20 protein-coding genes are annotated in these 19,874 nt (G+C 64.2%); 10 read left to right on the top strand and 10 right to left on the bottom strand.

Features of this window, described 5'->3' with window-relative positions; genetic code table 11:
- Positions 1-22 precede the first annotated feature (22 nt).
- From lepB to ACNPP0_RS09295, 5 genes are read left to right on the top strand one after another with little or no spacing between them, the layout of a single operon-like run.
- A complete protein-coding gene (gene lepB / locus ACNPP0_RS09315; protein WP_448705689.1) occupies positions 23-907 on the top strand; it encodes a signal peptidase I in 885 nt (294 codons plus the stop codon).
- A 2-nt stretch (positions 908-909) separates the two neighbouring features.
- Positions 910-1,671, top strand: a complete 762-nt coding sequence (gene rnc, locus ACNPP0_RS09310; protein WP_006218051.1) for a ribonuclease III — start codon at positions 910-912, stop codon at positions 1,669-1,671.
- Entirely contained in the window at positions 1,668-2,558 is an 891-nt protein-coding gene (era, locus tag ACNPP0_RS09305; RefSeq protein ID WP_046802608.1) for a GTPase Era, read from the top strand. Before rnc ends, era begins: the two co-directional genes overlap by 4 nt.
- On the top strand, positions 2,551-3,138 hold the full coding sequence (gene recO, locus ACNPP0_RS09300; protein ID WP_046802609.1) for a DNA repair protein RecO: 588 nt from the start codon (positions 2,551-2,553) through the stop codon (positions 3,136-3,138). Before era ends, recO begins: the two co-directional genes overlap by 8 nt.
- A gap of 16 nt (positions 3,139-3,154) precedes the next feature.
- A complete protein-coding gene (locus ACNPP0_RS09295) occupies positions 3,155-4,063 on the top strand; it encodes a LysR family transcriptional regulator (protein ID WP_448705688.1) in 909 nt (302 codons plus the stop codon).
- Positions 4,064-4,158: 95 nt separating this feature from the next.
- Here the strand turns inward: ACNPP0_RS09295 and ACNPP0_RS09290 are convergent, their stop codons facing one another.
- From ACNPP0_RS09290 to ACNPP0_RS09250, 9 genes are all read right to left on the bottom strand, one after another.
- Positions 4,159-5,259, bottom strand: a complete 1,101-nt coding sequence (locus ACNPP0_RS09290; protein WP_448705687.1) for a pyridoxal-phosphate dependent enzyme — start codon at positions 5,257-5,259, stop codon at positions 4,159-4,161.
- A 2-nt stretch (positions 5,260-5,261) separates the two neighbouring features.
- Positions 5,262-6,242 carry a M14 family metallopeptidase gene (locus ACNPP0_RS09285; protein ID WP_332610652.1) on the bottom strand — a complete coding sequence of 327 codons (981 nt, stop codon included), beginning with the start codon at positions 6,240-6,242 and terminating at the stop codon, positions 5,262-5,264.
- A 49-nt stretch (positions 6,243-6,291) separates the two neighbouring features.
- Complete coding sequence (locus ACNPP0_RS09280) at positions 6,292-7,248, bottom strand: Bug family tripartite tricarboxylate transporter substrate binding protein (RefSeq protein WP_448705686.1); 957 nt, start codon at positions 7,246-7,248, stop codon at positions 6,292-6,294.
- A 91-nt stretch (positions 7,249-7,339) separates the two neighbouring features.
- A complete protein-coding gene (locus ACNPP0_RS09275) occupies positions 7,340-8,674 on the bottom strand; it encodes an NTP/NDP exchange transporter (protein ID WP_448705685.1) in 1,335 nt (444 codons plus the stop codon).
- A 4-nt stretch (positions 8,675-8,678) separates the two neighbouring features.
- Positions 8,679-9,596 (bottom strand): aldo/keto reductase, encoded by a 918-nt coding sequence (locus ACNPP0_RS09270; RefSeq protein WP_448705684.1) that lies wholly within the window; start codon positions 9,594-9,596, stop codon positions 8,679-8,681.
- A 69-nt stretch (positions 9,597-9,665) separates the two neighbouring features.
- The gene (locus tag ACNPP0_RS09265; RefSeq protein WP_006218060.1) at positions 9,666-10,376 is read right to left on the bottom strand and encodes a Bax inhibitor-1/YccA family protein; all 711 of its coding nucleotides are present in this window, start codon (positions 10,374-10,376) and stop codon (positions 9,666-9,668) included.
- Between the two features lie 118 nt (positions 10,377-10,494).
- A complete protein-coding gene (locus ACNPP0_RS09260; RefSeq protein ID WP_448705683.1) occupies positions 10,495-10,908 on the bottom strand; it encodes a hypothetical protein in 414 nt (137 codons plus the stop codon).
- A gap of 62 nt (positions 10,909-10,970) precedes the next feature.
- Positions 10,971-11,441 carry a DNA polymerase III subunit chi gene (locus ACNPP0_RS09255; RefSeq protein ID WP_332610645.1) on the bottom strand — a complete coding sequence of 157 codons (471 nt, stop codon included), beginning with the start codon at positions 11,439-11,441 and terminating at the stop codon, positions 10,971-10,973.
- 22 nt (positions 11,442-11,463) lie between these two features.
- A complete protein-coding gene (locus ACNPP0_RS09250; protein WP_046802617.1) occupies positions 11,464-12,972 on the bottom strand; it encodes a leucyl aminopeptidase in 1,509 nt (502 codons plus the stop codon).
- A 57-nt stretch (positions 12,973-13,029) separates the two neighbouring features.
- Between ACNPP0_RS09250 and lptF the strand changes: the two genes are divergently transcribed.
- Positions 13,030-14,139, top strand: a complete 1,110-nt coding sequence (gene lptF, locus ACNPP0_RS09245) for an LPS export ABC transporter permease LptF (RefSeq protein WP_448705682.1) — start codon at positions 13,030-13,032, stop codon at positions 14,137-14,139.
- 51 nt (positions 14,140-14,190) lie between these two features.
- On the opposite strand, the gene ACNPP0_RS09240 is transcribed toward lptF, so the two are convergent.
- Positions 14,191-15,111, bottom strand: a complete 921-nt coding sequence (locus ACNPP0_RS09240; RefSeq protein ID WP_448705681.1) for a LysR family transcriptional regulator — start codon at positions 15,109-15,111, stop codon at positions 14,191-14,193.
- A 213-nt stretch (positions 15,112-15,324) separates the two neighbouring features.
- Between ACNPP0_RS09240 and ACNPP0_RS09235 the strand changes: the two genes are divergently transcribed.
- The 4 genes from ACNPP0_RS09235 to ACNPP0_RS09220 all read left to right on the top strand — a co-directional run bounded on the left by ACNPP0_RS09235 (position 15,325) and on the right by ACNPP0_RS09220 (position 19,745).
- A complete protein-coding gene (locus ACNPP0_RS09235) occupies positions 15,325-16,542 on the top strand; it encodes an ABC transporter substrate-binding protein (protein ID WP_448705680.1) in 1,218 nt (405 codons plus the stop codon).
- 97 nt (positions 16,543-16,639) lie between these two features.
- Positions 16,640-18,133: a CoA-acylating methylmalonate-semialdehyde dehydrogenase gene (locus ACNPP0_RS09230; RefSeq protein ID WP_448705679.1), complete on the top strand. Its 1,494-nt coding sequence runs from the start codon at positions 16,640-16,642 to the stop codon at positions 18,131-18,133.
- A gap of 95 nt (positions 18,134-18,228) precedes the next feature.
- A complete protein-coding gene (locus ACNPP0_RS09225; protein ID WP_006218069.1) occupies positions 18,229-19,173 on the top strand; it encodes a CysB family HTH-type transcriptional regulator in 945 nt (314 codons plus the stop codon).
- Positions 19,174-19,421: 248 nt separating this feature from the next.
- Positions 19,422-19,745 (top strand): DUF2325 domain-containing protein, encoded by a 324-nt coding sequence (locus tag ACNPP0_RS09220; RefSeq protein ID WP_035212827.1) that lies wholly within the window; start codon positions 19,422-19,424, stop codon positions 19,743-19,745.
- The last annotated feature ends 129 nt before the right edge of the window (positions 19,746-19,874 follow it).

The following is a 19,874-nucleotide window of genomic DNA, read 5'->3' as shown; positions in this document are numbered from 1 at the left end:
ACCAAAAGAAGGCGGTTAGCTGATGAGTTGGAACTTTGCCCTGATCCTGTTTGTTCTGCTGGTCTTGACCGGCATTATCTGGGTGCTTGATCTGGCAGTGCTGCGGCGTGGCCGTGAAGCGCGGGCCCAAGCGGCAATGGCGCAGTACGATGCGGCCCTGATCGGGGACGCCCAGGAAGCCGAACGCCTGCGCCGCGAAGCCGGTGACGTGGCGCGCCGCGTGCCCTGGTGGGTTGAATACGCCGTCAGCTTTTTTCCCGTCATCCTGTTCGTGTTCATGCTGCGTTCGTTCGTGGTGGAGCCGTTCCGGATTCCGTCGGGCTCGATGCTGCCGACGCTGCAGTCCGGCGACCTGATCCTGGTGAACAAGTTCAGCTATGGCTTGCGTCTGCCCGTGATCGACAAGAAGGTCGTGGACATCGGCAAGCCCCAGCGCGGCGATGTTTTCGTGTTCCGTTATCCCGTGGATCCGGACGTGGACTACATCAAGCGCGTGGTCGGCCTGCCCGGCGACGAGATCGCTTATCTGGACAAAAAACTGTATGTGAACGGCACGCTGGTGCCTCACGTTCGCGACGGCGACTACTTCGAACCGGATCGTGTGTCGTATATCGCGCAATATAAAGAGAAGTTGGGCAACGTTGAGCACAAGATCCTGCTAGATGAGAACAAGCCACAGGATTATTCGCCCATGTGGCAATTTCCTCACCGTGAAAACTGCCAATACAGCCGCAATGGGGTACGCTGCAAAGTACCCGAAGGCAGTTATTTCGCCATGGGCGATAATCGGGACAACAGCGCGGACAGCCGTTATTGGGGCTTCGTACCTGAAGCCAATATCGTCGGACGCGCGTTCTTCATCTGGATGAATTTCAGCGATCTCAGCCGCATCGGCCGGTTCAACTGATTATGTCGCTAGCCACGCTAGAAAACCGCCTGGATCACCACTTCGGTGATCCAGCCTTGCTTGAACAGGCACTGACGCATCGCAGTCACGGTGCGCGCCACAACGAGCGCTTGGAATTCCTTGGGGATTCCGTGCTGAACTTCGTCGTGGCGGCGATGCTGTTTGAACGCTATTCCAAAATCGACGAAGGCGATCTGTCGCGGCTGCGGGCCAACCTGGTCAAGCAGGCCTCGCTGGCGGACATCGCCCAACGCCTGGAACTGTCGCAGTATCTGCGGCTGGGCGAAGGCGAATTGAAAAGCGGCGGGTTCCGCCGGCCATCGATTCTTGCGGACACGGTCGAGGCGCTGTTTGGCGCCGTCTTCCTGGACGCGGGCTTTGACGCCGCGCGCCGCGTGATCGTGCGCCAGTACCAACCGGTGCTGGCCTCGGTTGACCCTAAAACGCTGGGCAAGGACGCCAAGACCTTGCTGCAGGAATTCCTGCAAGGCCGCAAGCTGGCGCTGCCCCTGTACACGGTGGTGGCCACGCATGGCGCGGCCCACAGCCAGCAGTTCGAAGTCGAGTGCGCCATCCCGGCGCTCGAGATCAAGGTTACGGCGCCCGGCGCCAGCCGCCGCGCCGCCGAGCAATCGGCGGCCAAGCTGGCTTTGGAGGCTGCGCTGGCTATCAGCCCCGCCACCAAGGCTGCCCGCAAGTCGGGCAAGGCGCGCAAAACCGCGCAATTGTCGCTGCCCGTGGCAGTGGCTCAAGAGACTAAATGAGCGATACCCCTTTTCGTACCGGCTTTGTTGCCATCGTTGGCCGTCCCAATGTGGGCAAGTCCACGCTGACCAATGCCCTGATCGGTTCCAAGATTTCCATCGTGTCGCGCAAGGCGCAGACTACGCGCCACCGTATCCACGGCGTGCTGACTCGCGAGCACGAACAGTTCGTTTTCGTTGATACCCCGGGTTTCCAGACGCGTCATGGCGGCGCCATGAACCGCATGATGAACCGCGTGGTGACGCAGGCCCTGGCCGACGTCGACGTGGTGGTGCACGTGGTGGAAGCCGGCAAATGGTCCGAAGGCGATGCGAAGCTGTTGCCGCTGTTGCCGAACCCGGAACGCACCATTCTGGTCGTCTCCAAGATCGACCAAATGAAGAATCGCGACGACCTGTTCGCGTTCGTCTCCAAGATCATGGCGCTGCACCCCTTTGGCGCCGTGGTGCCCGTCAGCGCCACCAAGAAGCAGCAGCTGGACCAGTTGCTGGAAGAAATCGCCACGCGCCTGCCGGAAGGCGAGGCGATGTTCGAAGAAGACACCCTGACCGACCGCCCCATGCGCTTCATCGCCGCCGAACTGGTACGCGAGAAGATCTTCCGCCTGGTGGGCGACGAACTGCCCTACGGCTGTACCGTTGTCATCGAACAATGGGAAGAAACCGCCAAGGGCGCCAGCATCAATGCCTGCGTGGTGGTCGAACGCGACAGCCACAAGCCCATCTTGCTAGGCGCGGGCGGCATGCACATGAAGCGCATCGCCACGGAGGCGCGGCAAGACATCGCCAAGCTGCTGGACAAGCCCGTGCACCTGGAGGTCTATATCAAGGTGCGCAAGGGCTGGTCCGACCGCGAGGGTGCGCTCCGCGATCTGGGTTATGAGTAGACGGGCGCCTCGCGTCCAGGACCGCCCGGGTTTTATGTTGCACGCCACCGCGTGGCGTGAAACCTCCCTTATTGTTCAGACTTTCTCCCGCGACCATGGCTGTGTCGCCATGGTCGCCAAGGGCGCCAAGCGCCCTTATTCGGTACTGCGTCCCGTGTTGTCGGCCTTTCAGCCCTTGCTGCTGTCCTGGACCGGCAATGGCGAAGTCAAGACACTGACGCGTGCCGAAATCGCGGGCATCCGGCCGTTGACCGGCACCGCGCTGATGTCCGCCTGGTACATGAACGAGCTACTGCTGCGCTTGCTGCCACGCGAAGACGCCCACCCCTTGCTGTTCGACGCCTACGACATGGCGTTGCAGCAGCTGTCCAACGGTACCCGTGCCGCCGGCGCGCTGCGCCGCTTTGAATGGACGCTGCTGCGCGAAACGGGTTATGGCGTGGACGAACAAGCGCCGGATTTCGACGACACCACAATCGAACCCGCGTTGCGGCGCGACCTGCGCGAACGCCTGGCCGAGATCCTAGCCGGCCGCCCGTTGTCGACCCGCCGCGTCCTGATGGACCTGCAACGCATCTAGCGCGCGGCGCGCCACCATGACCTTCACGCTAAAACAGGTCGAGACCTTTCGCACCGTCTATGAAACGGAAAGCGTGACGGCTGCCGCCCGGCGGTTGGATGTGTCGCCCGCGACGGTCAGCGCCACCTTGGCCGCGCTGGAAGCCAGCATTGAACTGCGCCTGTTCGAACGCGTGCGCCAGCGCATGCAGCGCACGCCCGAAGCCACCTTGCTGTACGAAGAAATCCGCCGCCTGAATGTCGGCCTGGAAAGCCTGGGCCGCAAGATCCGGGCCATACGCGGCGCCGCGCAGCCCCGGCTGCGCATCGGCTGCATCCATGCCTACGGCGGGGCGATCGTCAGCGAGTCGATCTCACGCTTTCGTACCCGCTACCCGGACACGCCGCTGTACCTGCAAATCCGCGACTCCAATACCTTGCGCGACATGGTGGTATCAGGCGAGCTGGACCTGGCGGTGGTGGCGGACGAATCCGAACTGGAAGGCCTGCGCGGCCATCGGCTGGCCAGCTTGCGCGCGGTGGCGGTGTTTCCCGCCGGGCACGCGCTGGCGCGCCTGGAACAGGTGGACGTTGCCCAGCTGGCCGATGTCGATGTGATTGCATTGAACGCCGAGGACGGCTCGCGCAAGCGCCTGGATACGCTGTTGCGGCAAGCCGGCCACAGCCTGAAGGTGGCGATTGAAACCCCGTATTCCAGCACCGTCTGCCAATTGGCGTTGGCCGGGCATGGGGTCGGCATCGCCAACCCCGCCACGGCCGTGGGCATGGAAGCCGCGGGCCTGTGTTATCGCCCGCTGACGGCACCCGTGCATTTTGAATGCCACATGATCCTGCATGGCAGCCGGCCCTTGTCCGAGGCCGGGAAGTTCTGGGCTACCTGCCTGCGCGGCGCGCTGGCCCCGCTGGTGGATCGGTTCGGCGTTTGATTTGACGTCGGGGTCGCCCGGCAAGTCGGCCTGGGCGCTTGGCCGATGCCTCCTGCTCCGTAGCGGCCCAAGGTCAATCCGGCCACTGCGTGCCGTCAGCCCCGGCGCCCGTCCGACGTCAACATCAACACCACTGACGATTCAGCGTCCAGTACGCCTGAACGACGTAGCTGGGACACCGCCGCCAATGCCGCGGCGGATGACAGTTCGGTGCTGATGCCCCGGCGCTCAAGCCGGTGCTGCGCGGCGGCGGCAGCGGTATCGGACACTTCCACCGGGGTGCCGCCCGAGCGGGCCAAGGCTTCCAGCGATTGCAAGGTGCAGGTGCCGCCCGCGATGGAATATTGCTGGGTGGCGCCTTCCCACAGGCCGCGCGCATCGCCCGTGGCGCGAGCACGCGACAGGCGTGCATAGGGCTCGACGGCGTGCAGGCGAGGCAGGCGCGCGATGCGCCCGCTTTGCAGCAAATGCTGCCAGCCCAGCAAGATGCCCCACAGCAGATCGCCTCGCGCGGTGGGCACGATGATGTCGGTGGGTGTGGCGCAAACGTTCAGGATTTCGGTGGCGATGGGCTTGTAGCCTTCGACGCCATAGGGGTGCGTGCCGACGGGCGGATTCAGATAATTGGTGCCCGCGAACGCGCCGTGATTGCGGCACAGGTCCTCGACGTAGGGCCAGCGAGCCAGGCTGTCCTCGAACGCACGAAGGCGGGCGCCGAAGCGTTCCATGGCTTCGCGCTGCAAGGGCGGGCAGTTCTGGGTGATGGCAATATCCGCCTGCAAGCCGGCGGCGGCGCAGTAGGCCGCAATCGACACCCCGGCGTTACCGCTGGAAGCCGCCGCCACCCGCGTCGCGCCGGCCAGCACGGCCCGCGATATCAACTGGGCCGCCATGCGGTCCTTGTGGCTGCCGGTGGGGTTGGCGCTCTCGCACTTAAGCCACAGCTTGCCGACACCTTCGGCGTCGGCAAGGTCGGACGCTTCCAGGCAAGGCGTATCGCCTTCGCCCAAGGTCACCGCTTGAAGCACGGGCAATGGCATGGCGTTGCCGCTTTCCGCGTCGTCGTAGCGGCATTCCAGCGTGGCGGGGCGGCTGGCGGCAAGGCAGCTAGGGCAGCCTTCGGCGTAGTCGCCGGGTGCCCACAGGCTGGCGCAGCGGATGCAGCGCAGGTGGGTCAATCTTGGGTTCATCTGCATAGTCAGTATTTTGACGCTAGGGAGTCCAGGGGTAGGGCGGGGGCCACTTGCAGCAGGCAGTCGCCGTCGTCGCTGCGCGCGATGGCGCGCAGGCAAACCACCGTGCCGGCTTGCGGCGCGTACAGCGGCCTTGCGGGAACATCCGGGCGCGCGGGTTCGACCAGGCGGCCGATCATCTGGTCCGCCGTCACCGCCTGCCCCAGGTCGACGCCGGGCACGAACACGCCCGGTGCGCCCGCGCGCAGCGTGGCGGCCGGCGCGTCCAGGTCATAGAGGCGGATGTCCCGATTGGCCGGAACAGGGTGGTTGGGCAATAGCCCCAGTTCGACAAGGCAGCCCAGCAAGCCATCCCGGCAGCCGTCAACCAGGGCGCCGCGAGTCTGCCTGCCCCCGCCGATTTCGGCGCTTAGGCGCAGCACGCCGTGGCGGCTGGCGGAGGCGGGCATTGAACCTGCCTCGTTGCCGCGAAAAAACACACAGTCGGGAAAGCCGAACGCGCGGGCCAGGGCCGGCAGGCGCTCGTCATAGGCGTCGTTGCCATAACGCGTGATCACCGACGACGGCAGGTAACACAGCGAGGCGCCGCCGCTGTGCACGTCGATCATGGCCTGGATGCGGGGCAGCAGCCGTGCTTCCAGGGCCGCCGCCACGCTTTCGGTGTAGCCGCGCGCCGGTGCGCCCAGGAACGCGCGATTCAGGTTGCCGCCGTCGCTGGGCGACAGACGCGTGCCGGCCAGCGAGGCCTCGGCATTGACAGCCGGCAGCAGGTACACCGTGCCATGTTGCAGCATGCCGGGCAGTTGCTGCCACAGGTCGAGGATGGCGGCCTGGCCTTCCCATTCATCGCCATGCACACCGGCAATCAAGGCCACGGCGGGGCCTGGTCCGGCCTCGATACGCAGCACCGGCACGGTGACGCGGCGGTAGGCCGAGTCATTGGTCGCGGCGGCAACAGAGAAGTCTTCCCGGCTTACGCGGACCATGCTTTGGCTCCGGGGATGTCGGTGGCTCCGGTGGCTGGGCGCGCGCCGATCAATCCAGCGTGGCGGCCTTGATGATGCTCTCCCATTTGGGCAGCTCCTTGCGAATTTGGGTTTGGACGTCTTGCGGCGTGCCGCCCAGCGGCTCTTGCGAACGGCTGCGCAGTTCCTTCGCGACGTTGTCCGATTGCAGTGCCTTGTTCATTGCGTCGTTCAATCGATCGACCACGGCGGCGGGCGTGCCGGCGGGCGCGATCAGCGCGCTCCAGGCAGATTGCTCGTAAGCCGGATACCCTTGTTCGGCCACCGTCGGCACATCGGGGTTGGATGCTGCGCGGGACTTGGTGGTGACGGCCAATGCGCGCAGGCGGCCGTCTTTCAAGTTGCCGATCAAGGGCGGCAGGTTTTCCATCATGCTGTCCACGTGGCCGCCCAACAGATCCGACAACTGCGCGGCTGTCGCCTTGTACGGGATCTGGCGCACGGCGGCGCCTGTCTGGGCGATGAACAGCTTGACGCCAACTTCACTGGTTGTGCCGGGGTCGGCGGATGTCATGGTCAGGCGATCCGGCTGGGCGCGGCTGGCCTCAATAAAGCTCTTCAAGTCGCGATAGGGCGACGCGGCGTTGACGACGATCACATTGGGCGTTTCGGCCACCAGACCAATCGGCGTCACGTCGCGGTCCAGGTTGTAAAGCTGCTGCTTGAACAGGAAACGATGCAACACCAGCGTGCCGACGTGCGCGTAGCCGATGGTGTAGCCGTCGGCGGGGGCGCGGACCACGGCCTGCGTGCCGATGCGGCCGCCCGCGCCGACGCGGTTTTCCACCACGACGGGTTGGCCCAGCTGTCGGCTCATTTCCTGCCCGATCAAGCGTGCGGTGATGTCGGCGTTGCCCCCGGCGGCGGCAGGCACGATCAGCGTGATCGCGCGTTCGGGATAGTCGGCTTGCGCGGTGGTTGCGGCAAGCGATAGCAACAGGGCGGCAAGGCGGGCGGTGCGTTTCATGACGGTTCCCCAGGACGTTGAGAGCTGCGCCATTGTGCGCGGCAGGCCCGAAGAATCCGTTTGCTTCAATAACATGGATGTTCAAGAAAACCTAAGGGCTGAGGTTTTTGTCGTCGTCCTTGTCGTTGTCTTGCCCTTTGCCTTGCCTAGGCCCGGCATCCGCCCGCTGGCCCAGCCCATAGCCCACGGCGGCCGCGCCCAGCGCCACCGCCGCGCCCAACAGGGCAATCAGCACCGCACCATGTCCCAGCATGTCGACGCCGGCCTTGACCCATCCGCTAGCCGCGTCGCCGCCCCGGTAGACGACCGTATCGATGACGTTCTTGGTTTTGTATTTGTCTTCAGCAGGCACCGCCGTGAACAGCATTTCGCGGCCCGGCCGGATAAGCGCATATTCGCCGGCACGGCGCAGGACCATCGCGGCGGCCAGGACGCCGAAGACCGGAAACGCGGCAAGGAACAGGAACGACAGCCCCACCGCCAGCGGCACCGCCGTCAACAGAAAGCGCAAGCCCAGCCGGGCGGCCACGCGCCCCGTGATGAACACCTGCGACAGCAGCGCCAACGTCTGCACGGTGACGTCCAGCGCGCTGAACACGCGGATGCGCTGCGCGGTGTCGGGAAAGGTGTCGGCAACCAGGCGCGCCTGTTCCATGTACAGAAAGGTGTTCAGCGTGGCCAGCAACACCACCAGCAGCGAGATGCCAAGCAGATAGCGCGACTGGAAAATGCGCAGGATGCCGGCCAGCAGCGCGCCTTCAATGGGACGCTGCATGTCGTCCAGCCCTGTCTCGGGCCGTGTGGCGGCCCGCCAGCGCAACAGCCATTGTTTGAGCGGCAGCGTGGCGGTCAGCAGCAGCGCGGATAACAGCAGCAGGCCCGCCGGGCCCAGCGCGCCGGCCAGCAGGGCGCCCAGCAACGGGCCGCATAGCCCGCCCGCGCTGGCGCCGGCGGCAATCAACGCGAAGAGGCGTTTGGCGGAGTCCATCCGGAACACGTCCGCCATCAGGCTCCAGGCGATCGACACCACGAACAGGTTGAACACCGACAACCACACGTAGAACGCGCGCGCCGCCCAGACGCTGCCGGGTTGCAGGTACAACAGCGCCGCGAAGCCCACCATGGTCAACGCAAAAATGCTGTACACCCAGGTCAGCAAGGTGGCGCGCCGGACGCGGGCGGACAGGGCGCCAAACAACGGCACGACCGCCAGCGTGGCGACAAAGGTGGCGGTGAACAGCCATTGCAGCTGATTGACGCCCGCTTGGATCCCCATGGTTTCGCGGATAGGTCGCAGCATGAAATAGCCGCAGAACAAAAAGAAAAAGAACGCGAAGCCGCAGGCCGCCGGGGCGATGTCGGTTTGGTGGATGCCCAGCGTCTGCGCGATGCGCGCGCGCGCGGACTCAAGCCCGGCCCAGGCCATGACCTTATGCCAGCAGGGCTGCAATGCGTTCGCGCAGCGCGGCGTCGGGCTGCCGCCCGAACCCGGCCAGCGCGTTGTCGGCCATGTTGGCGGGCTTGGACGTGGCGGGGATGACGGCGGTGACGGCCGGATGCCCGATGATGAATTTCAGAAAGATCTGTGCCCACGAGGTGCAGGCGATCTCAGCGGCCAACGCGGGCAGGGGGCGGCCCTTGACTTGCCGAAAGAGCGCCCCGTCCTGGAAGGGCCGGTTGATCAGCACCGCAACGCCGTTGGCCTGGCAGGCCGGCAACAGGCGCTTTTCGGCGCTGCGCGCGCCCACGGACAGGTTCACCTGAAGAAAGTCGGGCTTCTCGCGCTCAACCAGTTCGGTCAGCTCGTCGTGGGCATAGTCCGTGTAGTGCGTGATGCCGATGTAGCGGGTGACCCCTTGCTGCTTCAGTTCGCGCAGCAGGGCCAGTTGGTTGCGGGTGTCGATCAGGTTGTGCACCTGGATCAGGTCCAGCTTGTCGCGCCCCAGCCGCCGTTGGGATTCGCGGATCTGGCCCATCGCGGCATCCCGCCCTTGCGCGCCGATCTTCGTGGCTAAAAAGTACCGGGGCGCCGTGGCAGCCTGGCGGGCCAGCAGCGCGCCGACCACAGCCTCGGCCTGGCCGTAGCTGGGCGCGGTGTCGATCAGCGTGCCGCCTTCTTTCGTGAACACCTCCAGCACCTGCGCCAGCGGCGCCATGGCGGCGGCATCGTCGGGCGACGCGTTGAAGGTGTCTGCCGTGCCCAGGCCGATCACCGGAATCTGCTCTTTGGACGAAGGAATGGCGCGGGTCAGCATGGCTTGTTTCACGCTGAGTGCCTGCACGGCGCCCGTGGGTCCCAGCAGGGCGGCGCAGGCGGCGGTCTGGAGGAAGCGGCGGCGGTCTTGCATCGGTAGCGCTCCAAAAGAAAAAGGCCTACACGTGAATGTAGGCCTTTGGACCGGACTGGCGGTAAGCGATTACTCGCGGTTGCCGCCGAAGATGCCCAGCAGCATCAGCAGGTTCGAGAAGACGTTGTAGACGTCCAGGTAGATGGCCAGCGTGGCGGACACGTAGTTGGTTTCGCCACCATTGACCACGCGTTGCAGGTCAACCAGCATGAAGGCCGAGAACACCAGGATGGCCATGACCGAAATGGTCAGCATCAGCGCGGGCAATTGCAGGAAGATGTTGGCCAGCGCCGCGATCAGGATCACGACCGCGCCGATGAACAGGAACTTCTGCATCCCGGACAAATCGCGCTTGATGGTCGTGGCCAGCGTGGCCATCGTGCCGAACACGATTGCCGTGCCGCCGAATGCCGTCATGACCAGCTGCGAGCCGTTGCTGAACCCCATGACGAAGCCCAACAGGCGGGACAGCATGATGCCCATGAAGAACGTGAAGGCAAGCAGCAGCACCACGCCCATCGAGTTGTTCTTGTTTTTCTCGATGGCGAACATCATGCCGAACGCGCCCACCAGGAAAACGATGGCGGACAGGCCGGGGCTGGCGCCCATGACGCGGTTGATGCCGGTGTACATGCCGACCGCCGCACCCAGCACCGTGGGGATCAGCGAGAGGGCCAAGAGCCAATAAGTGTTGCGCAGGACCTGGTTGCGAGCGACCTCGCCCGGCGCGCCAGCGACTGCGCCGGAACGATTAAAAGGGGACGGACGATATTCGTTCATGGAGAACTCCTGTATGCGCCAAAAAAAATAGCTTGAAAGCTTAGATGGGAAGGATACCTTACAGTTCCCTGAAGAATCCAGTTTTTGGAAGATTTACACCTGCGGCAATGCGCCGGTTTCAGCCGGGCCGGACTTCGTTCAATACCCGGGAAACGATACCCGGTAATTCAGCGTCCATGCGCGTCTGGATCTGCTCGATGGCGTCGGCCAGCGCGTGCCGCATCAGCTGTTCGACTTCGGCTTGCAGGCGGGCCGTCAGGACCGAGGCGTCAGGCGGGGGGGCAGCGGGAGCCTGCGTGGCGGCCGAATGAACGGCGGGCGCTTCATCCACGTTCCAGTCCTGCCCGTTGTCGTCGGCGATGTCCGTCAGCAAGGGAAAGGCGTCATCGGGGTCGGCAGCGCCGGCGTCGTCGGCCAGCTCGGTCAGCATCGGCGCGTCGGGCTCATCGGCAGGGGCGGGCGGCGCGTACAGCGTCGGTTCGGCCCGTTGGGTCAAAGTAGGGATGCCGGGGTCGTTGGGGCGAGAGGGCATGGGGGCTCCCGAATGTCAGATTGCCAGGGTGGGCGCGGGGCCCACCGGACGGATGGGGCGGATCAACCGCCGGCCTGTTGGCGGCTGAGATCGTGGCTTTGCGGCGTGTGGCCCGCGTTCTGGTAGGTGCGCCAGCGCTGGCGGGCGGCCTGTTTGTCGTCAGGGTCGTCCGACACGATTTCAAGCAGGCGTTCGAAGGTGTCGAAACCCGGCGGGCTGTCGTCGTCCAGATTCAGCAGCCACAACCCGGGCGCGTCGGCACCCGGGTTGGGCTGGGCCGCCTGGGCGGCCTGCTGCGGGTCACCCGCGGTAAGCACAACCGGCGTTTCAGCCGCCAGCGGGTCGTTGGCCAGCACGTGCGGGATGAAGGCGGTGTCGTCGAACGCCCACAGCATGCGGTCGAAAGCGGCCAGCCGCGAGCCGTCTTTACAGTACACCACCAGCCGCTGCCCCGCCAAAAATTGCTTGCGCACGACCTGGCAGGCCATGCGCAAGCGGTCGGGCGCGCCGAAGGCAAAATCGATCCGCGTCATGCCCGGTTCCGTTGCGAAGGTTTCAAACCTGATCCAGCAGGTATTGCATCAGCAGCGGCACGGGGCGGCCCGTGGCGCCCTTGTCCTTGCCACCGCGCCAGGCGGTGCCGGCGATGTCCAGGTGCGCCCACGGGTAGGCCTTGGCGAAGCGCGACAGGAAGCAGGCCGCCGTGACCGCGCCGGCCGGGGGGCCGCCGATGTTGGCCAGATCGGCGAAGTTGGACTTCAGCTGATCTTGGTAGGCGTCGTCCATCGGCATGCGCCATGCCGTGTCCAGCGACTTGCGGCCGGCAGCCGCCAAGGCGTCGGCCAGGGCGTCGTCCTTGGAGAACAGGCCGCTGTTGACGTTGCCCAGGGCAACGACGCAGGCACCGGTCAGCGTGGCGATGTCGATGACGGCTGCCGGCTTGAAGCGTTCGGCGTAGGTCAGAGCGTCGCACAGAACCAGGCGGCCTTCGGCGTCGGTGTTCAGGATTTCGATGGTCAGGCCGGCCATGCTGGTGACGACGTCGCCCGGCTTGTTGGCCGTGCCGCTCGGCAGGTTTTCGCAGGCGGGGATCAGGCCGACGACGTCAAGCGGAAGTTCCAGTTCGGCCAGGGCGCGGAACGAGCCCAACACGCTGGCTGCGCCGCACATGTCGTACTTCATTTCATCCATGGTGGCGGCGGGCTTGAGCGAGATGCCGCCGGCGTCGAACGTGATGCCCTTGCCGACCAGCACGATCGGGCCTTGGGCGTTCTTGGCGCCTTTCTTGGCGGCCTTGGCGCCGGCATGGCGCAACACGATGAAGCGCAACGCTTCGGCCGAGCCGCGAGCCACCGACAGGAACGAGCCCATGCCCAGCGCTTCGACCTGCTTGCGGTCCAGCACTTCGACTTTCAGCGACTTGAATTCGCGCGCCAGGCGCTTGGCCGTGTCGCCCAGGTAGGTGGGCGTGCAGATGTTGCCGGGCAGGTTGCCCAGTGTGCGGGTCAGCTCCATGCCGTTGGCGATGGCCGCGCCTTCGCGCAGGCCCTTCTGCGCCTGGGCGGCGTCGGCGCGCTCGACGATCTGCACGATCTTCTTGAGCTTGGGCCGGGCGTCGCGGTCGGGCTTGCCGAAGCTGGCGTCGTAATGATAGGTGGCGCCGCCGGCCGCGATGGCGGCGCTGCGGGCGCGGGCAATGATGGCGACGTCGGCAATCGGGTTGGCGGCCAGCGTGGACACGCCTTCGGTCAATTGCGCGGCCACGCAGACCGAGGCAAATGCCTGTTCAGCAGACGCGTGTGCGCGGGCCGAATACTCTTCCTGCTTGCCCAGACCCACCAGCACCACGCGCTGCGCGGTCACCCCGGGCAGGGTGCGCAGCGTCAGCGTGGAGCCGGCGCGGCCGCGGAACTCGGTCTTGACCACGGCCCGCACGGCGCCGTTGGAAGCGCGGTCGATGATGTCCGCGGCGGGGCTCAACACGCCGTCCGCGTACACCCCGACAGCCAGGGCGGCGGTTTTAACCTGGTGCAGGGAAGCAGTGGTCTGTGTGCTAAATTCCATGAGGGTTTCCCGTGTGCGTCTGTGTATGATGCGGTCGATTATCCCGCATATTCTCCCATGTCTCTATTTAAACGCTCTGTCGTCAGCGAGATCACCAGTCACGCTGGCGTTGTCTTTTCCACGTTGCTCATCGTGTGGCTCAGCGTGCTTCTTGTGCGCCTGCTGGGTGAAGCAGCGGGCGGCAACATCGGAGCCGACGTCGTCCTGGTGCTGGCCGCGCTATCCACGATCACCGCCTTGCCGACCATCCTGGCCGTGTCGATCTTCATTGCCGTGCTGACTACCGTCACGCGCAATTACCGCGAATCCGAAATGGTGGTGTGGTTTGCCAGCGGTTTGTCATTGGCCGACTGGTTAAAGCCCGTTCTGCGCGTTGCGGTGCCCGTGGCGCTGGCCGTGGCGGGCTTGACGCTGGTGGCCGCGCCGTGGGCGTATCGGCAAATCGGCGAATACCACGAACGCTTCGAGCAGCGCTCGGATCTGTCCAAGGTCACGGCGGGGCAGTTCGCCGAATCGTCGGGCGGCAATCGCGTATTTTTCTCTGAAGACCCGGTTACCCCGACGGATGAATTGGGCAACGTGTTCGCGCGCGAAACGGGCCCTGAGTGGCTGAGCGTCTTGACGGCAAGCAGCGCGCACAGCGAAACGCTGCCCAATGGCGACCGCTTCCTGGTGCTGGGCGAAGGCCATCGCTACGACCTGAAGCCGGGCACGCCGGAAATACGCCTGGTGCATTTCAACAAATATGGTCTGCGCCTGGAAAGCAAGGCGGGCGAAGACCCGATTGGCGAAGCGCGTGCCGCAGCCGAGCGCTCGTCGAAAGCCCGTGCCACGATGCAGCTGGTGGCCGACAACACCAACAGCAGCTGGTCGCAGGTGATGTGGCGCATTTCGTTGCCCTTGGCAGCGTTGAACCTGGCGCTGCTGGCGATTCCGCTAGGGGCGGTGAACCCGCGCCTGGGCCGTTCGGGCGATCTGTTGATCGCCGGCCTGGTCGGCTTGCTGTATATGAACCTGATCAACCTGTCGCGCGCCTGGATTTCCAACGGCAAGCTCAGCTTCGGCGTGGGTGTGTGGGCGATTCACGGCGCGGTGGCGTTGCTGACCGTGTTTTTGCTGATGCGCCGCCTGCGGGTCAAGGCGCCCAAGGACGCCAAGCCGGCCTGAGCATCGATAACACTGCAACGAAGCGGGGGCCTAATTGGCCCCCGCCTTGCGTCAGGGCAGGTACTTCATCGTGCCGCGCTTGCCCGCCAGCAAGTCGGCGTTTTTCAGCACCGACTTGCGGATGAATTCCCACAGCACCGTCACGCGCTTGAGCTTGCGCAGGTCTTCGTGGCAATACATCCAGAACGATCGCGTGATTTCAATATCGGTTTGCAACACCGGCTTCAAACGCGGGTCCTGCGCGGCAATAAAGCAGGGTAGCACCGCCAGCGACTGCCCCTGTAGCGCGGCGTGGTACTGCGCGACCACGCTGGTGCTGCGCAGCACCACGTTGCTGGCCGGCAGCATGTCTTCCAGGTAACGCAGGCGTTCGCTGAACAGCAGTTCGTCCACATAACCGATGAAGGTGTGATGCGCCAGGTCGGCGCGCGTCTCGATGGGGGCGTGGCGCGCCAGATAACCGGGCGTGCCATACAGGCGCAGCGTGTAGTCGCACAGCTTGCTGCACACGTAGGGGCCGCGCTGAGGCCGTTCAATGGTGATCGCCAGATCGGCTTCGCGCTTGGACAGGCTGACAAAGCGCGGCACGGGCAAAATGTCCAAGGTGATGTGGGGATAGCGCCGCTGGAAGTCAGCCGCCAGCGGCGTCAGCACATAGCTGCCAAAGCCCTCGGTGGCGCCGATACGCAAATGGCCGGACAGGGCCTGGCCGATACCCGACAAGTTTTCGCGCGCGGTGTGCACCGTGCTTTCCATCTGTTCGGCGTGGACGAAAAGGCGCTGGCCGTCGTCCGTCAGCACGAATCCCGCACTGCGCGACTTTTCGAACAGCAGCGTATCCAGCTCGGTCTCCAGCGCGCGGATGCGACGCGACACGGTGGTGTGCTCAACGCCAAGCTTGCGCGCGGCCGCGCTGACCCGCTGGGTGCGGGCTACCTCCAGGAAGTACCGCAGGCTGTCCCAATCCAACACGATTTCGATCTCCGGATCCCCGCGCCCACGGGCGTGGGGCGGCTTTTTTTGGTTGTGCATCAATGCACAAGGAATGTGCATTTCTGGTGTTGCTTGTTGATTTTCACACATCTACACTGGGCCGGCAGGCCTCGGGGCATTGCCCTGGGAGTCGCAGGCCGCAAAGACGGCATCACGCTATCAATCAGCGCATAACACTCAGGAGACAAATCCATGAAATTGCACGCACGCGGGCTGGCCGCAGGCTTGTGTCTGGGCGCAATATTGGTAAGCCAGGCGCAAGCGGCCGACAAGCCGCCAGTGAAGATCGGCATCCTGACGGACATGTCCGGCACCTATGCCGGGATGGGCGGGCCCGGGTCGGTGGCGGCGGCGCAGTTGGCCATCGATGACTGCCTGGCCGCGGAATGCAAGGGCATGAAGATCGAACTGGTGTCGGCCGACAACCAGAACAAGGCGGACGTGGGCGCCGCGAAAGCGCGCGAATGGTTTGATCGCGATGGCGTGACGGCCATTGCCGACCTGACCAATTCGGCGGTGGCGCTGGCGGTGCAGGGCATCGCGCGCGAAAAGAACAAAGTGGTGATGTTCTCGGGCCCCGCCACGACGGCGCTGACCAACAAGGAATGTTCGCCCGTGGGCTTTCACTGGATGTTCGACACGTATTCGCAATCGGCGGGCGGCGCCAAGGCCACGGTGCGGGCGGGCGGCAAATCCTGGTACTTCATCACGGTGGACTACGCGTTCGGCCATTCGCTGGAAGCCGACACGGTCAAGGCCGTGAAGGCGCTGGGCGGCACGGTGGCCGGCAGTGTGCGGCATCCCTTGAACGCGCCGGATTTTGCCTCGTACCTGTTGCAGGCGCAAAGCTCGAAGGCGCAGGTGGTGGCATTGGCCAACGGCGGACAGGACACCGTCAACGCCGTCAAGCAGGCGCGCGAATTCGGCATCGTGTCGGGCGGGCAGCGTCTGGTGTCGCTGCTGATTTTCTTGTCGGACCTGCGGGCGCTGGGCCTGGAAAGCGCACAGGGCCTGTCCTATGTGGACGGCTTTTATTGGGACTATGACGACGCATCGCGGCAGTGGTCCACGCGTTTTGAAAAGGCCTTCCGGGGGTTGAAGCCGACGATGACGCAGGCCGGTGTGTATTCCAGCGTGCTGCATTACCTGCGCGCCACAGCGGCGGCGGGCAGCACCGACGGCAAGGTCGTGGCCGACAAGATGCGCGAAATGCCGATCAAGGATCCCATCATGCGCAACGCATCGATCCGGCCCGACGGCCGCGTGATCCACGACATGTACCTGTACGAAGTGAAGAAGCCCGCGGATTCCAAGGGCGGCTGGGACTATTCCAAGTTGGTGGCCACCATTCCGGCGGCCGAAGCCTTCCAGCCGTTGGCCGATTCGACCTGCCCGCTGGTGAAGAAATAACCCGGCGCGCCGGCCCTGACTCTGCCTGGCCGGCGCGTTGCAAGATCCATGAACGCGGATTCCATCCGCATCGACTACGCAGTGTGAGGAGCATCAAATGAGTGAAGTCCCCCGCGTTCCGCTATTGATCGGCGGCAAGCTCGTGCAGTCCAAATCCACCGAATGGCGTGACGTGATCAACCCCGCCACCCAGGAAGTCGTTGCCAAGGTGCCCTTTGCCACGCGCGAAGAACTGGACCTGGCCGTCTCCAATGCCAAGGAAGCCTTCAAGACCTGGCGCAACAGCGGCCAGGGCACGCGTATGCGCGTCATGCTGAAATTTCAGGAACTGCTGCGCGCCAACACCGGCAAGCTTGCCGAGATGATCACGCGTGAACACGGCAAGACGCTGCCCGACGCCGAAGGCGAGATCGGGCGCGGCCTGGAAGTGGTCGAACACGCCTGCTCGATTGCCAACCTGCAATTGGGCGAGTACGCCGAAAATGCCGCGTCGGGCATCGACGTCTACACCCTGATCCAGCCGCTGGGCGTGTGCGCGGGCATTACCGCGTTCAACTTTCCGGTGATGCTGCCTTGCTTCATGTTCCCCATCGCCGTGGCGTGCGGCAACAGCTTCGTGCTGAAACCGTCTGAACAGGACCCGACGTCCTCGTTGTTCCTGGCGCAGCTGGCGCTGGAAGCCGGCTTGCCCCCGGGCGTGCTGAACGTGGTGCATGGCGGCCCGGATACGGCCAACGGCCTGTGCGAACACCCGGACATCAAGGCGGTGTCGTTCATCGGGTCCACCCGCGTGGGCACCGAGATCTACAACCGCGCGTCTGCCGCCGGCAAGCGTTGCCAGTCGATGATGGGCGCCAAGAACCATTGCGTGATCCTGCCGGATGCCGACCCCGAAGTGGCGCTGAACCAGCTGGTGGGCGCGGCCTTCGGCGCGGCCGGCCAGCGTTGCATGGCCTCGTCGGTAGCCGTGCTGGTGGGCGATGCCCGCAACTGGCTGCCCGATTTTGTCGAGCGCTCGAAAAAGCTGAAGGTCAATTCGGGCACCGATCGCGAAGCCGATCTGGGCCCGCTGGTGTCGCCCAATGCCAAGAAACGCGTGGAAAGCCTGATTCAAAAGGGCGTGGACGAAGGCGCCAAACTGCTCCTGGACGGCCGCAACCTGAAGGTGTCGGGCTTTGAAGAAGGCAACTTCGTGGGCCCCACGATTTTTGACGGCGTTTCGGAGAACATGACCATCTACACCGAAGAAATTTTCGGGCCGGTCCTGTGCTGCGTTGGCGTGGAAACGCTGGAAGACGCGGTCGCCTTCATCAACCGCAACCCCAACGGCAACGGTGTGGCGCTGTTCACGCAGGATGGGGGCGCGGCGCGCTACTTCCAGAACAATATCGACGTCGGCCAGGTGGGCATCAACGTGCCGATCCCCGTGCCGGTGGCGTGGTTCAGCTTCACCGGATCGCGCGGTTCCAAGCTGGGCGACCTGGGCCCCAACGGCAAGCAGGCGGTGCAGTTCTGGACGCAGACCAAGACGGTCACGGCGCGCTGGTCCGCGCATGCCAAGACGGTGAACACCACCATTTCGATGCGCTGAAAGGGGGGACGCCTTGCTCCTAAGCTTATACGAATAAGTTATATGATGAGGCGTCCTTATTACTTATAATTGGCCGATCTATTAAGGGCCAATGTATGAACCTCCAGCAATTTCGTTTTGTGCGTGAAACCATCCGGCGCGACTTCAACCTGACCGAGGCCGCCCGGATGCTCTATACCTCGCAGCCTGGAGTCTCCAAGGCCATCATCGAATTCGAAGACGAGCTGGGCATCAAGATCTTCGAACGGCATGGCAAGCGCATCAAGGGCCTGACCAAGCCGGGCCTGGCGGTGTCGCAGGTTATCGACCGCATCATGCGCGAAGTCGACAATCTGAAAAAAGTCAGCGACGAGTTCGCGCGCCGTGACGAAGGCGGGCTGGTCATTGCCTGCACCCACACGCAGGCGCGTTATCTGCTGCCGCGCGTAATTCCCGCGTTCCGCAAGCAGTTTCCCAAAGTGCACTTGTCCCTGGCCGAGGGCAGCCCCGCGCAGTTGGCCGAAATGGTCTTGCACGAACAAGCCGATCTGGCGCTGGCCACCGAGTCCCTGGCGTTGACGCCGGGCTTGGCCACGCTGCCCGTTTATGCCTGGGAGCACACCGTTGTCGTGCGGCCGGATCACCCCTTGGCCGAGCTGACATCCAGCGCCGCCAAACGCCTGTCGCTGGCGCAGCTGGCCGAGCACCCCATCGTCACGTATGACCGCGCGTTTACCGGCCGTAGCACCATCGACGAGGTGTTCGCCAACCAGGGCATCCACCCCGACATCGTGCTGGAAGCCATCGATGCCGACGTGATCAAGACCTATGTGGACGTGGGCCTGGGCATCGGCATCATTGCCGGCGTGGCGTACGACCCCCGACGCGATTCCAACTTGGTCGGGCTGCCGGTGGGCCATCTGTTCGGCACGCACACGACGCGGGTGGGGGTGAAGTCCGGCGTGTTCCTGCGCGACTACGTCTACACGTTCCTGGAAATGCTGGCGCCGTCGCTGACGCGCGCGGTCGTGACCGAAGCAGTGCAGGGCGCGCCTAAATAGACCTTAGTTCGCACCAACAAAAAAGCGCGGCGTCTTCTGGACGGCGCGCTTTTTTTTGCGCGCAGCATCCGCCAAGCGCGAGCCCTGACCGGCCGGAGAGCCGCGAGTTCCCTGGGCTTGAACAAATCTCGCTATCCCTTCCAGCAAGCTCATATAAATAATTAAATAAGAACCGATCTCATTTGAATTGACTAAAAAATAGGAATCATTATCATTACATCCAGGCTCAACGACCAGTGAGGTTCATCATGACGGCAGGACTCAGTGCAGTAGTGGTTGGCGCGGATCGTCTGGGAAATATCCCGGATCTGCTTAAGGGACACAACATTTCGATCACGCACCACATCAGCGGCCGTGATCCCTCGCATCAGAAGAAAACGCTACAACTGCCTTCGGGTACGCAACTGGTTATTTTGCTGACCGACTTCCTGGGTCACAACGTCATGAAGACGTTCCGCAACGCCGCGCAGCGCGGTGGCATCCGGGTCGTGGCTTGTCGCCGTTCGGTATGCAGCATGCAGCAAGCCCTGCAACAATGCGGCTTGTGCCCGCGAGCGGGTACGGTGCACTGAATTACCGGAATGCCAGCCATCGCTGGACCAAAAAATACTGGGGAGGCCGACACGGCCTGCGGCCTTCAAGCCGCGAAAGAGCAATGAACACCAAGCACTGAACCACGCACAATGCAAAACGCCCCCCAC

It is taken from the genome of Achromobacter semiaridum (genome assembly GCF_053543755.1).
The sequence above is the reverse complement of the archived record's forward strand: the minus strand, read 5'-3'. Positions and strand labels throughout refer to the sequence as shown.